A 13,424-nucleotide genomic window follows, 5' to 3' on the forward strand; every position below is an offset into this window, starting at 1 on the left:
GCGCGCAAGGCGGGCCCAGAATCGGGTCAACCACATCACGCCACGGGGTCAGAGCATGTCGATGTCGCACGCATTCACCCGCCGCCTTGCTGTCTCGGCAATCGCCGTCCTGCTGGGCGCTTGCAGCACGACCGCTTCCGTGCGACACATCGAAAAACCCCAGGAGCCATTGAAGATCGAGGGCTTGCACGTCGCATTCCTTCAGCCGACCTTCCGGTTCGACACCACCGATCCCCGTTTCAGCAATGCACGGGTTGATGAGCAATTGGACGAACTGCGACAAGCCGTGCTCGAGCACGTGCCCGCGGGCATGGCACCGGCGGGAATCGAAACCCGTGCGCGTTCATTTGCCCTGGATGAGGACGGTCGCCCTCCGACGACTTTGAACACCTGGCTCAAGACCGAACAAAAGACCAACTGGCACCTGCTGACCGTCGTCCCCAGCGGTGCCCACGTCAATTGCTCGGGCGGCATCTGCAACCTGAAGACCAACGTGATGCTGGAAATCCGCGCCCCGTATTCGATGAGCAGACGCTGGGCGGTGGAGTTGACCGAATCGGCAATGACATCCGACCTGTCGATGTCCACCCAGGGTGCGTCGAACCACTACGCGCGGGAAATGGTCAAGGCGCTGCTCGCCGACGTGCGCGGCCCGAAATCACCCTGACAGCGCCGGCACGCCGGCCAGCACCTGCGCCGCCACCGCCTCCAGTTCGCCGCGCAGCCAGCGCTGCACCGGGTCGTCCTGGTGACGGCGGTGCCAGAGCATGTACATCGGCATCTCGGGGGCGTCGAGCGGCAGGGCGCACGTGGCCAGGCCGCGCAGAAGTTCGATGCCCAGCAGGCTCGGCAGCGTAGCCAGCAGCGCGCTGCCACGCACGAACGGCGCGATGCCCGAGAAGCCCGGCACGGTGACGACGATGCGCCGCGCCACGCCCTGGGCGGCGAGCCACTGGTCGATGTCGAGCGTGCGGCGGTCCTCGTAGAGCACGCTGACGTGTTCGGCGGCCTGGTAGGCGGCCAGATCGGCCGGCGCCGTGCGCTGGTCGGCGTCGTAGAAGACCTGGTAGCGATCGGCGAACAGGCGTTTCTGCAGCACGTCGGTGCTGTCGGGCGGGCGCGGCGAGATGACGAGCTGGCACTGTTCGTCACGCAGCAGCTCCAGGCTCGGCACGCGTGACGGGATCACCCGCAGCGTGAGGCCGGGTGCCTGCGCACGCAGGCGGCGCAGCAGCGCGGGCAGCAGCAGGTGGCACTGCAGGTCGTTGGCGGCGAGGGTGACGGTGCCGTGCAGCTGCGCCGGGTCGAAGTGATCCGGCGCCACGAACCGCTGCAGGCCGTCGAGCAGCTCACGCGCCTGCGCGGCCAGCGCGCGGGCCCGCTCGGTGGGCCGGATGCCGCGCCCGGCCTTGACGAACAGGGCGTCGCCGACGATGCCGCGCAGCCGCTCCAGGCCGTGGCTGACGGCCGATTGCGTCACGCCCAGGCGCTGCGCGGCGGCCGTCACCGAGCCTTCTTCGTAGACCGCCAGCAGCAGGTTCAGCAGCCGGCCGTCGAGGTCCAAATGATCGACTTCACTCATGGTTGGCATGAGTATCGGTGCGTTGATCCAGATCAGGCCTGCCGGAATACTCGCCTTCATCCTACGCAGCTGCACGCGACTTCCCGCAACCCCGAACCCCCGGCATCTGGAGACAAGCCATGAGCACCCCACTGCGCGAAAGCGGCCACATCGACATACCCGGCACGATCATCTTCGACGGCGCACAGGCCATGAAAGGCTATGCACTCAACAAGATGTGCTTCTCGTTCAACGACGCCGCCAACCGCACCGCCTTCCTGGCCGACGAAGACGGCTACTGCGCCCGCTACGGCCTCAACGGACAGCAGCGCGAGGCGATCCGCAACCGCAACGTGCTGCAGCTGCTGGCCGCCGGCGGCAACGCCTACTACCTGGCCAAGTTCGCGGGCATCTTCGGCCTCGACATGCAGGACATCGGCGCCCAGCAGACGGGCATGACCAAAGACGAATTCAAGGCCAGGTTGCTGGCCGCAAGGGGCTGAGACCATGGCCGACATCATCGGTGGCGTCGTCACCTCCCACGTTCCCGCGATCGGCCGCGCCATCGCCAAGAATCTCCAGGCCGATCCGTACTGGGCGCCGTTCTTCGAGGGCTACGCGCCGCTGCACCGCTGGATCGAGAAGTCCAAGCCCGACGTCGTGGTGGTGATCTACAACGACCACGGCCTGAACTTCTTCCTCGACAAGATGCCCACCTTCGCGGTCGGCGCCGCGCCCTCGTACACCAACTCCGACGAAGGCTGGGGCATCCCGGCGGTGCCGGCGTTCACCGGCCAGCAGGCGCTGTCGTGGCACATCATCAACGCGCTGATCGATGAAGAGTTCGACCTGACGACCTGCCAGGAGATGCTGGTCGACCATGCCTTCACGCTGCCGATGGCGCTGTGCTGGCCGGATCAGGCCACCGCCGAGCCGCCTCAAGGTGGCCTGCTCCCCTCGGGGGGCGGTCGCGAACAGCGGCCTGGGGGCGCCGATCGCTGGCCGGTGAAGGTGGTGCCGGTGTGCATCAACACGGCGCAGTTCCCGATGCCGTCGGCGGCGCGCTGCTACAAGCTGGGCGAGGCGATCGGCCGCGCCATCCGCAGCTGGAACAGCGACGAGCGCGTGATGGTGATGGGCACCGGCGGCCTGTCGCACCAGCTCGACGGCGAACGCGCCGGCTTCATCAACCGCGAGTTCGACCAGCAGTTCATGCAGAGCATGATCGACGACCCGAAGTGGGCGACGCAGTATTCGATCCCGCAGCTGGTCGAGAAGACCGGCACCCAGGGCGTCGAGCTGGTGATGTGGCTGGCCGCGCGCGGCGCGCTCGGCGAGCAGGTGAAGGAAGTGACGCGCAACTATCACATCCCGATCTCGAACACCGCCGCCGGGCTGATGGTGCTGGAGACGCAGGGCTGAGCCCGGGCTGCGGCCGGGGCGTGCAGTAGTTGACCGCGCCCCGCCGTGCGGGGCAGCTGAACGGCAGGGGCTTGGGGCCTTCGTGTAGGCTGCACGGCAATATGTCGCACCGGGCACTTCCGGCCCGGTGCCGTCTTGTCGGAGGTTCGCATCGCTGCCCGTCCATCCACCGTCCTGCAATCGCTCGGGCGGTTTCTCATCACCGTTTTCCTGCTCTGCGCGCTGGGGCTGGCGCTGACCGTGCGGCCCGGCACCGGCGACGCCTGGTGGATCGAGCTGCTGCGCTACGCGCCCTATCCGATCTACCTGGTGCCGACGCTGCTCGGGCTGCTGCTGTCGCTGACGCTGGGCTGGTTCTGGCGGATCATGGCGCTGGCCGGCGTGGCGCTGATCGCCATCCCGGTGATGGGCCTGGCCCACGGCACGCCCCAGACCGGCAGCGGCCACCTGCGGGTGATGACCTACAACATCAAGTCCTATCGGGCCGACGAGAAGCCCGGGGGTTATGCGCTGATCGCCGAGGAGGTGCTGCGCCACAACCCCGACGTGATCGTGATGCAGGACGCCAACCGCCTGACCGACGGCCATGCGCCGATGCCCGAGGCGATGAAGCGCGTGTTCGCGCCGCATCAGGTCTACATGCGCGGCCAGTACGTCGTCGCCAGCCGCCACCCGCTGCGCGGCTGCCGCGTCAATCCCTTGCCGGAGGCCGAGCACAACGCCCGCTACGTGCGCTGCACGGTGCGCGTGGGCACGCAGGCGGTCGACCTGGTGACGGTGCATTTCATCTCGCCGCGCGACGGGCTGAATGCCGCCCGCCACGAGCGCCTGGACGGCGTCGACGAGTGGAAGCAGAACTTCGCGGTGCGCCTGAAGCAGGCCCGCCAGCTCGTGCGCGACCTCACCGAAACGCCGCTGCTCGACAGCCGCGGCATGGCCCAGCCGCTGATCGTGGCCGGCGATCTCAACGCGCCCGAATCGTCGCCGGTGGTGCAGAGCCTGCTGGCGCTGGGCCTGCGCGATGCCTGGTCGAGCGCGGCCATCGGCTACGGCTACACCCACGGCCATTCGCTGCGGCCCAACATCGACCTGCTGCGCATCGATCACATCCTCGTGAGCCCGCAGGTGGGCGTGGAGCGCACCTTCGTCGGCGGCACCGAGGGCTCGGAACACCGGCCGGTGATCACCGACCTCTGGCTGTCGAGAATCTAGGCGCGCGGCGACGCCCAAACCGAAACGCTGCGGTGACAATGAACGCATGACGCGCACCCTCATCACCACCCAGTCCTACACCGACGCGAGCGCCGCGCTGGCGCACGCCAAGGCGATCTACGACAGCGGCATCGCCCACTTGCGCCGGGCTCTGAAAGAGTTCGTCGGCGGCAACGACTTCAGCGAGCGGGTGCGCGCCTGCTACCCCTTCGTGCGGGTCAAGATCGACACCGTCGCACGCGCCGACTCGCGCCTGGCCTACGGTTTCGTGGCCGGGCCGGGGGTCTACGAGACCACGCTGACGCGGCCGGACCTGTTCCGCCACTACTACCGCGAGCAGTTCGAGCTGCTGCTCAAGAACCACGGCGTCTGCCTCGAGGTGGGCCTGTCGAGCCAGCCGATCCCGGTGCATTTCAGCTTTGCCGAACACGACCACATCGAAGGCGCGATGCCGCCCGAGCGTCGCCAGCTGATGCGCGACCTGTTCGACCTGCCCGACCTGGCGGCGATGGACGACGGCATCGCCAACGGCAGCGACGACCCGAAACCCGGCCACGACGGCGTCGTGCGCCATCCGCTGTCGCTGTTCACCGCGCCGCGCGTGGACTACTCGCTGCACCGCCTGCGCCACTACACCGGCACCGCGCCCGAGCACTTCCAGAACTACGTGCTGTTCACGAACTACCAGTTCTACATCGACGAGTTCGTGCGGCTGGGCCATGAGCTGATGGCCGACGAGGCGAGCGAATACGTTGCCTTCGTCGAGCCCGGCAACGTGCTGACGCGCCGCGCCGGCCTGGCACCCGAACCCGGCGACCAGCTCGGCGCACCGCCGCCGCGGCTGCCGCAGATGCCGGCCTATCACCTCAAGCGCCACGGCCACAGCGGCATCACGATGGTCAACATCGGCGTCGGCCCGGCCAACGCCAAGAACATCACCGACCACATCGCCGTGCTGCGCCCGCACGCCTGGCTGATGCTCGGCCACTGCGCCGGCCTGCGCAACACCCAGCAGCTCGGCGACTACGTGCTGGCGCACGGCTATGTGCGCGAGGACCACGTGCTCGACGAGGAGCTGCCGCTGTGGGTGCCGATCCCGCCGCTGGCCGAGGTGCAGGTGGCGCTGGAGCAGGCGGTGGCCGACGTCACCCAGCTGTCGGGCTACGAGCTCAAGAAGATCATGCGCACCGGCACGGTGGCGAGCACCGACAACCGCAACTGGGAGCTGCTGCCGCACCCGGGTCCGGAGCGCCGCTTCAGCCAGAGCCGCGCGGTGGCACTGGACATGGAAAGCGCCACCATCGCCGCCAACGGCTTCCGTTTCCGCGTCCCCTACGGCACCTTGCTGTGTGTCAGCGACAAGCCGCTGCACGGCGAGATCAAGCTGCCCGGCATGGCCAACCAGTTCTACCGCGAGCGGGTCGACCAGCACCTGCGCATCGGCATCCGGGCGATCGAGATCCTGCGCCACCAGGGGCTCGACCACCTGCACAGCCGCAAGCTGAGAAGCTTTGCGGAGGTGGCGTTCCAGTAGCACCGGGCCGGTGGCCGCCAGCCGGCAGCCACCCGGTCAGGCCTGTGGCTTCAGGCCGCCGATCGCCAGGGTCTCGTCGACCGGGATCACGATCGGCTCGAACGACTCGAGCAGGCGCGTGATGTCGTCGACCGGCAGCGGCTTGCTGACCAGGTAACCCTGCATCACGTCGCATTGCAGCGCGAGCAGGTGCGCGGCCTGCTCGATCTCCTCGACGCCCTCGGCGATCACCTCCAGGCCGAGGCTGTGACCCATCGCGATCACCGCCTTGACGATCGAGGCATTGCCGCGGTTGCGCGTCATGTTGCGCACGAACGAGATGTCGATCTTGAGCTTGTGCACCTCGAGCTGCTGCAGGTAGGCCAGCGACGAGTAGCCGGTGCCGAAATCGTCGATCGACAGCTGCACCCCCAGCGCCCGCAGATCGGCCAGCAGCTTGAACGAACGTTCGCGCTCGAACATCACGAAGCTTTCGGTGATCTCGAGCTCGAGCCGGTCGGGCGCGATGCCGGTGGCCGCCAGGGTGCGGCGCACCGTGTCGAGCAGGCCCCCGCTGCTGATCTGCACCGCCGAGATGTTGACGGCGGTCTGCCGCGGCGCGACGCCGGCGTCCGACCAGTGCCGGATCTGCTCGCAGGCGGCGCGCAGCACCCAGTCGCCCAGCTCGATGATCAGGCCGCATTCCTCGGCCAGCGGGATGAAGGCGCCGGGCGCGATCCAGCCGCGCTGCGGGTGCCGCCAGCGCAGCAGCGCCTCGACACCGACGATGCGACCGCTGCGCAGGTCGACCTGCGGCTGGTAGTGCAAGGCCAGTTCGCCCTGCTGCAAGGCGCGGCGCAGGTCGGCTTCGAGCGACAGCCGCTCGCGGGCGCGGATGGTCAGTTCGGGCGAGAAGAAGCGCAGCACGTTGCGGCCCTGCGCCTTGGCGCGGTGCAGGGCGGCGTCGGCGCTGTTGAGCAGCGATTCGGCCGCCGGGCCGTCGGCCGGGTATTGCGCGATGCCGATGCACGCGCCGATGTAGGCCGACTGCGCGCCCAGCTGATACGAGTGCGACAGCGCATTGATGATGCGCTGCGCCACCAGGTCGATGCCCAGGCCGGCCACATCGTGCTCGACGATGACGTTGAACTCGTCGCCGCCCACCCGCGCCACCGCGTCGACGCCGGGCAGCAGCTCGCGCAGGCGCCGCGCCACCTCGATCAGCAGCTGGTCGCCGGCGCTGCGGCCGAGGCTTTCGTTGATGGTCTTGAAGCCGTCGAGGTTGATGAACAGCAGCGAGAACTCGCCGCGGCTGTGCGCCGCCTTCTGCACCGCCTGATCGAGGAACTCGGTGAACAGCGCCCGGTTGGGCAGGCCCGTGAGCGCATCGCGGTGGGTGACGTAGTCGAGCTGCTGCTCGGCCTGGCGGCGCTGCGTGATGTCGCCATACGAGCCGCGCAGCCCGAGCAGCTGGCCGGCCGGGCTGAACACCGGCTTGACCACGTGTTCGAGCCAGCGCTCGCCGCCGTCGCGGGTGCGGATGCGCAGCACCGTGGCCGAGGCTTCGCCCGGCACGGCGCGCGCCTGCTGCGCCGCCCACTGCGTGCGGTCGTCGGGATGGATGATCGACGCCATCAGCGCCGGATCGGCGAAGAAGTCGGCCGGGCTGTAGCCGGACACGTCGCCGCAGGCCGGCGAGACATACAGGTGGCTGCCGTCGGGGGCGACCCAGTATTCCCAGTTGGGCGAGTACTCGGCCAGGATGCGGTATTTCTCTTCGCTCTTCTCGAGCAGCGCGGTGCGCTGCGCCACCAGTTCCTCGAGGCAGCGCTGCAGCCGGCTGAGCTCGATGTGGGTGCGCACGCGGGCGCGCACCTCGTCGATGTCGAAGGGCTTGGTGATGTAGTCGGCCGCGCCCAGGCCGAAGCCCTGCACCTTCTTCTCGCTGGCGTCCACGACGGTGACGAAGATCACCGGCAGGCGCGGCCCCAGCGGCAGCGCCTTGATGCGCCGGCAGACCTCGTAGCCGTCCATGTCGGGCATCACGATGTCGAGCAGCACCAGGTCGGGCGGGTCGTCGCCCTGCACGATCTGCAGCGCCTTCGGCCCGGAGCTGGCCACCGTGATGCGGTATTCGTCGCGCAGCGCCTCGATCAGTTCGTGGATGTTGTCGGGCACGTCGTCGACCACCAGCAGCGTCGGCCGCCGCGTACCGGCGCGGGCGCAGGCGATCTCGGCCTGCAGCGGATGGCGGCGGTGGCGCCGCAGCTCGAGCTGGGTGGCGATGCGCAGGCGCAGCAGGTCGGGATTGACCGGCTTGGTGATGTAGTCGGCCACGCCGAGCTTGAGGCCGCGCGCCTCGTCGGCCGCCTCGGTCAGCGCGGTGACGAAGATCACGGGAATCGCCGCCGTGGCCGGGTCGGCCTTGAGGTGCGACAGCACCGAATAGCCGTCCATGCCCGGCATCTTGATGTCGAGCAGGATCATGTCGGGCTGCGGCTGGGCGCGCGCCAGCGCGAGGGCCTTTTCGCCGCTGGTGGCGGCCACGATGGCGTGATCGCTGCGCAGGATGTTCATCAGCGCGTGCAGGTTCTCCGGCACGTCGTCGACGATCAGGATGCGGGCACGTGGCGCGGCGGTGTCGGTCATGGCTCGGGCTGGGTCAAGGAGGGAGTGGACAGGCGCTCGCGCAAGGCATTGACCAGGGCCAGCGCCTCGTCGATCTCGAAGACATCGGCCTTGGCGGCGATCTCGCGGATGGCGGCCTCGTTCTCGTCGCCGGTCAGTGCGGCGCGCAATTCGGACAGCGGCTCGTCGGCATCGCCCAGGTCATGCGACAGGGCCTGCGCCAGGCGATCGAGCCGCTCGACGATCGCAGCCCGGCTCAAGGCCTGGTGCGGCGCCACCGGCACGCCCGCGCCGGGTTGCGCCAGCGCGTCGATGTCGGCGTGAACCTGCCGCAGCGCGGCCTCGAGCCGGTCGAGCATCGGCGCGTCGGGCCGGATCCGGCGCTTGAGCTGCGCATCGACCTCCACCAGCAGCTGGTGCAACGCCACCGCGCCGATGTTGCCGGCCACGCCGGTGAGCGCATGGCAGGCGGTCTCGGCGGCCACCTCGTCGTCGCGTTCGAGCAGCCGGCGCAGTTCGACGACCGCATCCGCGTGGTTTTCGCGGAAGCGGCGCAGCTGGCGGCGATAGGCCTCGACCTTGCCGCCGATGCGGCGCACGCCCTCGTGCGCGTCCAGGCTCGCCAGGGCGGCCAGATCGGCCGGCAAGGCCGGCGCGGATGCAGCGGCGGGCAGCGGCATGCGGCCGCGCCGCCCGGCCGGCAGCTGCACCCAGCGCGTCAGCACGCTCAGCAGGCGATCGGGCGCGATCGGCTTGGTGACATGGTCGTTCATGCCCGCCGCCCGGCTGCGCTGGGCGTCCTGCGCCATGGCAAGCGCCGTCATCGCGATGATCGGCAGGGTGGCCAGCCGCTCGTGGCCGGGCTGGGCGCCGAGCGCGCGGATGGCTCGCGCGGCCTCGAGTCCGTCCATCACCGGCATCTGGATGTCCATCAGCACGGCGTCGTAGGCCTGCTGCTGCACGCGCTCGAGCGCCTGCGCGCCGTCGACCGCCTCGTCGACCTCGATGCCTTCGCTGCGCAGGAACTCGCTGGCGAATTCGCGGTTGATGTCGTTGTCCTCGACCAGCAGCAGCTGCGCGCCGGCCAGCTGCCCCGCGCCGGCCGACGGCACCGCCGGCCCCGCCGCGTCGGTCGAGCCGAACAGGCGGCCGCGACCCAGCACCGACAGCAGGGTGTCGAGCAGGGTCGACGGCGAAACCGGCTTGATCAGGAACCCGTCCACGCCCGCCTGCTCGGCCAGCCGCACCACCTGCTCGCGGCCGTGCACCGTCACCATGACGACCTTGGGCTGCGAGCGGATCTGCGGGTCGACGTGCAGGCGCTGCGTGACCTCGTCGCCGTTCATGCCGGGCATGCGCCAGTCCATCAGCACCAGGTCGTAGGGATGCTCGGTCGCGGCCCGCAGTGCCGCCAGCGCCGCCTCGCCGCCCGCGGCGACGCCGACGTCGAGCTGGAAGTAGCGCAGCATCTCGGCCATGATCTCGCGCGAGACGTCGTTGTCGTCGACCACCAGCACCCGCACGCCCTTGAGCAGCGGCCCGACCTGCTCGACCCGGTCGAGCCGGTGTGCGCGGCTCTCGGCGGCGATGCGCAGCGGCAGGGTGAAGCACATCGTCGTGCCGCGGCCGGGCAGGGTGTCCTCGATCCAGATCCGCCCGCCCATCAGCTCGACCAGCTGCTTGCTGATCGCCAGGCCCAGGCCGGTGCCGCCGAAGCGGCGGGTGGTGCTCTGGTCGGCCTGGCTGAACTTCTCGAACAGCCGGTGCTGCACCTCGGGGGCGATGCCGATGCCGGTGTCGCGCACGTTGACCTGCACGGTGATCTCGCCGGGGCGGCTGGGCAGGGCCCGGAACGCCAGCTCGACCTCGCCGTGTTCGGTGAACTTGACGGCGTTGCCGCACAGGTTGAGCAGCACCTGGCCCAGCCGCAGCGGGTCGCCGATCAGGGCCGGCGGGATCGCCGGGTCGTAGCGGATCAGGAACTCGATGCCCTTGTGCGCCGCCTGGTGGCCGACCGCGTCGGTGAGCATTTCCAGCACGCCGTCGAGCCTGAACTCGACGCGTTCGATGTCGAGCTTGCCGGCCTCGATCTTCGACAGGTCGAGGATGTCGTTGATGACGCCCAGCAGCGCATGCGCCGCGTTCTGCGCCTTGCCGAGGTAGTTGCGCACCGACGGCGCCAGATCGCTCTTGAGCGCCAGGTACAGCATGCCCAGGATCGCGTTGATCGGGGTGCGGATCTCGTGGCTCATGTTGGCCAGGAACTCGCCCTTGGCCCGGCTCGCCGCCTCGGCCACGTCGGTGGCGCGCTGCAGCTCGACGGTGCGCTCGGCCACGCTGTGCTCGAGGTTCTGGTTGAGCGCATCGAGCCGGCGCATCGAGTCGTGCAGCCGCGCCTGGCTGTCGTTGAGCGCATCGACCAGCGCGCCGAGCTCGTCCGGATACGGATAGGCGATCGCCTCGACCGGCGTCGTCTCGTCCTTGCGGTAGCGCCAGCCCGCCACCGTCCGGGCCATGCGCGTGACCTCCTTGGACAGGCGGTGACGCACGGTCCACGAGAACATCAGCCACAGCCCGGTGGTGACGACGATCGAGTTCAGCAGCACCACCAGCAGGCCGTACTTGGTGCGGTCCCACAGCACCTGCGGGCCCGAATACAGGTGCAGGTGGCCGATCAGCCGCGCCGGGCGCGTCGACACGGCACGCGCCAGCGGCACCGTCTGCCAGGCGTGGGCGGCCGACACGCCGCCCGGACCGGCAGGCAAGGCCGCGGCGTCGGGCAGTTCGCCGTCGCTGACCAGCAGCGCGCCGTTGTCACTGCGCACCTGCACGGCGGTGACGATGGCGTTCTGCCGCACGCCGCGCGACAGCGCCGCCAGCCGCGGTATGTCGAGCTCCCAGACCGCGTCGGTGATGCCCGGCTCGACCGTGCGGCCCAGCGAGGCCAGATCGTCGACGATGGCCGCGCGCACCGTGACGGTCTGGATCGCCATCTGCACCCCGGTGACCGTCAGCGACAGCAGCAGGTACCACGGCAGCATCGAATAGAGCAGCCGGCGCGCCAGGGTCTGCCGGCCGGTCATGGGCGGTGGGTGCGCGCCGCCGCAGGCCACCACCACGAGGTGTCCGGGGCCGGTGATCCGGCGGGCAGGTTGGGGTTGTCGAGCGTGATGACCTGGCGCTTTTCCTTCTGCAGCGCGGCGATGTCGGCGGCGTGATGGGCCTCGAACAGCTTGCGGAACGAGCCGTCGGCCAGCGCCAGGCGCAAGCCGCGCTCGATGCGCCGGGCCAGTTCGGGCTGCGTCGGGTTGACCCAGAAATAGATCGGGAACGCAAAGAACAGCGCCTTGCTCGACTCGATCACCAGATCCGGGAACTGCGCGTGGCGTTCGGCCAGTTCGCGGCGGGCTTCGTTCAGGCCCCGCGGAAAGGCGTCGAAACGACCGGCCGAGAGCATCACGAACAGGTTCTCGTAACTCGACGACGTGGTCACCGAATAGCCGTTGGCCCGCATGATCGGCAGGTCGGCCCACTGGCTGTTGAGGCCGAACTCGAGCTGGCTGCGCAAGGCCTGCGCATCCATCGCGGCGATGCGCGGCTGATCGGCCGAGCGGATCACCAGCAGGCGGAAGCCGACGATGCCGCGCAGGATGTCGATCCGGATCGGCAGCAGCCGGGCCTCGCGCTCCGGGTTGGTGCCCAGCGCGATCACGTCGATCGCGCCGGCCTGCAGCAGCGTGACGGCGCGGTTCTGAGTGATCTCGTCCGCATACGGCTGCAATCGTGGCGGCACCTGGCCCGCCGCGGTCTGCGCCAGCGCAAGCTCCAGCAGCTTCCAGCGGTAGTCGTAGATCGGGCCGGCCGGAAAGGTGCGCAGCTCGGGTGGCGCCGCGGCGAGCGGGTCGCTGCCGAACAGGAGCAGAAACAGGAGCGCAACCGCCGCGAGAAACCGCCGGCAACGCCACGACTCTCTCGTCAACGTCATCGCGTGCCTTTCATCGGTCTGGGCGGTGGGTGCACCAAGGGGGGTTCGCCATGAAGGGGCGCTCAAGCGCCCGCCGGCATGCCGATTCACTTTACACCCGCCGCCAGCCGGTGCGCCCGCGGGCGACCGGCCCGGCGTCAGTCGACGTCCAGACCGGCGCTGCGCGATTCGGCCTCGCCGATCGTGCGCAGGTGCGCCAGGCGCTTGCGGGTGGCCGGGTGGGTCGAGGTGTCGCCCACGTTGGGCACCACCATCAGCGCGCCGCGCACGCTGCCCAGGCCCCAGCCCCGGGCGCGGATGCTGCGCCAGGCGAAGGCATCGGCGGCGTATTCGTGGCCATGCACCAGCGCGGACGCCTCGCGGCCCAGCTTCGGTGCGACGGCGTCGGTGACGTCGGGCGTCACTTCGGCCGGGATGTGGCGGGCATAGACCGCGCACAGCTCGGCCCAGTGGCCCATCTGCACATGCCCGAGTTCGTGCGCCAGGATGAACAGCCGCTCGCCCTCGTCGAGCACCGCCAGGCCGGCACTGATCACGATCACCCGGCCGGACAGCGTCTCGGCGTGCACCGGTCCGTCGACCACCAGCAGCTCGACATCCGGGCGCGGCGACTGGCGCGCCAGCAGGCCCTCGAAGTCCTGGCGCAGCAGCTCGGCGCGTGGGTCGCTGACGGCCTGGCGCTTCAGTTCGTCGAGCTTCTGGCGATGCGAACGCGCCAGCACCGACAGGATGCCCTCGGCCGAAACCGGCGCAGCCAGCACGATCGCCACCAGCAGCGCACCGGCCGACAGCCAGCCACCCCGGCCACGCCACGCGGTGCGCGCCCTCGCGCCGGAACCGGACAGACCGGGCTTGTTCATCGACTGCAACATGACGGTCCTTCGGTGGTCGAGAAATTGAGGTGCGGCGGCGGCAAGGCCCGCAACCTTGCCGGAATCGGGCCCGGGCGGCGGAACAACCACCCGTCAGACACGGACAAACTCCGGTCGGAACTCACTGTGCGGAGGGTTCGAACGCCGGCCGCCGCACCCGCCGCCTTGTCGCCGATGAACAGCAATCAGCGGGCCAGCCCGCACGGTGGCGTCGCACAACTTTACAAATCG

Annotated in this window: 10 protein-coding genes; 5 read left to right on the forward strand and 5 right to left on the reverse strand. The window is 69.6% G+C overall.

Annotated elements, in window-relative coordinates; genetic code table 11:
* The first annotated feature begins 55 nt into the window (after nt 1–55).
* Nucleotides 56–667: a hypothetical protein gene (locus LCHO_RS18395; protein ID WP_150105517.1), complete on the forward strand. Its 612-nt coding sequence runs from the start codon at nt 56–58 to the stop codon at nt 665–667.
* Here the strand turns inward: LCHO_RS18395 and LCHO_RS18400 are convergent.
* Entirely contained in the window at nt 659–1,582 is a 924-nt protein-coding gene (locus LCHO_RS18400) for a LysR family transcriptional regulator (protein WP_012348698.1), read from the reverse strand. The two genes, LCHO_RS18395 and LCHO_RS18400, sit on opposite strands and share 9 nt — an antisense overlap.
* Nucleotides 1,583–1,701: 119 nt before the next feature.
* Between LCHO_RS18400 and LCHO_RS18405 the strand changes: the two genes are divergently transcribed.
* The 4 genes from LCHO_RS18405 (at nt 1,702) to LCHO_RS18420 (ending at nt 5,729) form a co-directional block, all read left to right on the forward strand.
* The gene (locus LCHO_RS18405) at nt 1,702–2,064 is read left to right on the forward strand and encodes a protocatechuate 4,5-dioxygenase subunit alpha (RefSeq protein ID WP_012348699.1); all 363 of its coding nucleotides are present in this window, start codon (nt 1,702–1,704) and stop codon (nt 2,062–2,064) included.
* A gap of 4 nt (nt 2,065–2,068) precedes the next feature.
* Nucleotides 2,069–2,983, forward strand: coding sequence for a class III extradiol dioxygenase family protein (locus tag LCHO_RS18410; protein ID WP_012348700.1), 915 nt, complete (start codon nt 2,069–2,071; stop codon nt 2,981–2,983).
* Nucleotides 2,984–3,118: 135 nt separating this feature from the next.
* Complete coding sequence (locus LCHO_RS18415; RefSeq protein WP_012348701.1) at nt 3,119–4,195, forward strand: endonuclease/exonuclease/phosphatase family protein; 1,077 nt, start codon at nt 3,119–3,121, stop codon at nt 4,193–4,195.
* 46 nt (nt 4,196–4,241) lie between these two features.
* Nucleotides 4,242–5,729 carry an AMP nucleosidase gene (locus LCHO_RS18420; protein WP_012348702.1) on the forward strand — a complete coding sequence of 496 codons (1,488 nt, stop codon included), beginning with the start codon at nt 4,242–4,244 and terminating at the stop codon, nt 5,727–5,729.
* Between the two features lie 36 nt (nt 5,730–5,765).
* Here LCHO_RS18420 and LCHO_RS18425 read toward each other — a convergent pair whose 3' ends face one another.
* The 4 genes from LCHO_RS18425 to LCHO_RS18440 all read right to left on the reverse strand — a co-directional run bounded on the left by LCHO_RS18425 (nt 5,766) and on the right by LCHO_RS18440 (nt 13,193).
* Complete coding sequence (locus tag LCHO_RS18425) at nt 5,766–8,357, reverse strand: two-component system response regulator (RefSeq protein WP_012348703.1); 2,592 nt, start codon at nt 8,355–8,357, stop codon at nt 5,766–5,768.
* Nucleotides 8,354–11,419, reverse strand: a complete 3,066-nt coding sequence (locus LCHO_RS18430) for a hybrid sensor histidine kinase/response regulator (RefSeq protein ID WP_012348704.1) — start codon at nt 11,417–11,419, stop codon at nt 8,354–8,356. Before LCHO_RS18430 ends, LCHO_RS18425 begins: the two co-directional genes overlap by 4 nt.
* Nucleotides 11,416–12,321 carry a substrate-binding periplasmic protein gene (locus LCHO_RS18435; RefSeq protein WP_012348705.1) on the reverse strand — a complete coding sequence of 302 codons (906 nt, stop codon included), beginning with the start codon at nt 12,319–12,321 and terminating at the stop codon, nt 11,416–11,418. The genes LCHO_RS18430 and LCHO_RS18435 overlap by 4 nt, the downstream gene beginning before the upstream one ends.
* A 137-nt stretch (nt 12,322–12,458) precedes the next feature.
* On the reverse strand, nt 12,459–13,193 hold the full coding sequence (locus tag LCHO_RS18440; RefSeq protein ID WP_012348706.1) for a M48 family metalloprotease: 735 nt from the start codon (nt 13,191–13,193) through the stop codon (nt 12,459–12,461).
* Nucleotides 13,194–13,424 lie beyond the last annotated feature (231 nt).

This window comes from Leptothrix cholodnii SP-6 (genome assembly GCF_000019785.1).
Taxonomy (GTDB): Bacteria; Pseudomonadota; Gammaproteobacteria; order Burkholderiales; family Burkholderiaceae_C; genus Sphaerotilus; species Sphaerotilus cholodnii.

Bases quoted from the DNA above. Each gene is read 5' to 3' on its own strand.
- LCHO_RS18395 (WP_150105517.1), top strand. From the start codon at position 56: ATGTCGATGTCGCACGCATTCACCCGCCGCCTTGCTGTCTCGGCAATC.
- LCHO_RS18435 (WP_012348705.1), bottom strand. From the start codon at position 12,321: ATGACGTTGACGAGAGAGTCGTGGCGTTGCCGGCGGTTTCTCGCGGCG.
- LCHO_RS18405 (WP_012348699.1), top strand. From the start codon at position 1,702: ATGAGCACCCCACTGCGCGAAAGCGGCCACATCGACATACCCGGCACG.
- LCHO_RS18430 (WP_012348704.1), bottom strand. From the start codon at position 11,419: ATGACCGGCCGGCAGACCCTGGCGCGCCGGCTGCTCTATTCGATGCTG.
- LCHO_RS18420 (WP_012348702.1), top strand. From the start codon at position 4,242: ATGACGCGCACCCTCATCACCACCCAGTCCTACACCGACGCGAGCGCC.
- LCHO_RS18410 (WP_012348700.1), top strand. From the start codon at position 2,069: ATGGCCGACATCATCGGTGGCGTCGTCACCTCCCACGTTCCCGCGATC.
- LCHO_RS18425 (WP_012348703.1), bottom strand. From the start codon at position 8,357: ATGACCGACACCGCCGCGCCACGTGCCCGCATCCTGATCGTCGACGAC.
- LCHO_RS18440 (WP_012348706.1), bottom strand. From the start codon at position 13,193: ATGTTGCAGTCGATGAACAAGCCCGGTCTGTCCGGTTCCGGCGCGAGG.
- LCHO_RS18400 (WP_012348698.1), bottom strand. From the start codon at position 1,582: ATGAGTGAAGTCGATCATTTGGACCTCGACGGCCGGCTGCTGAACCTG.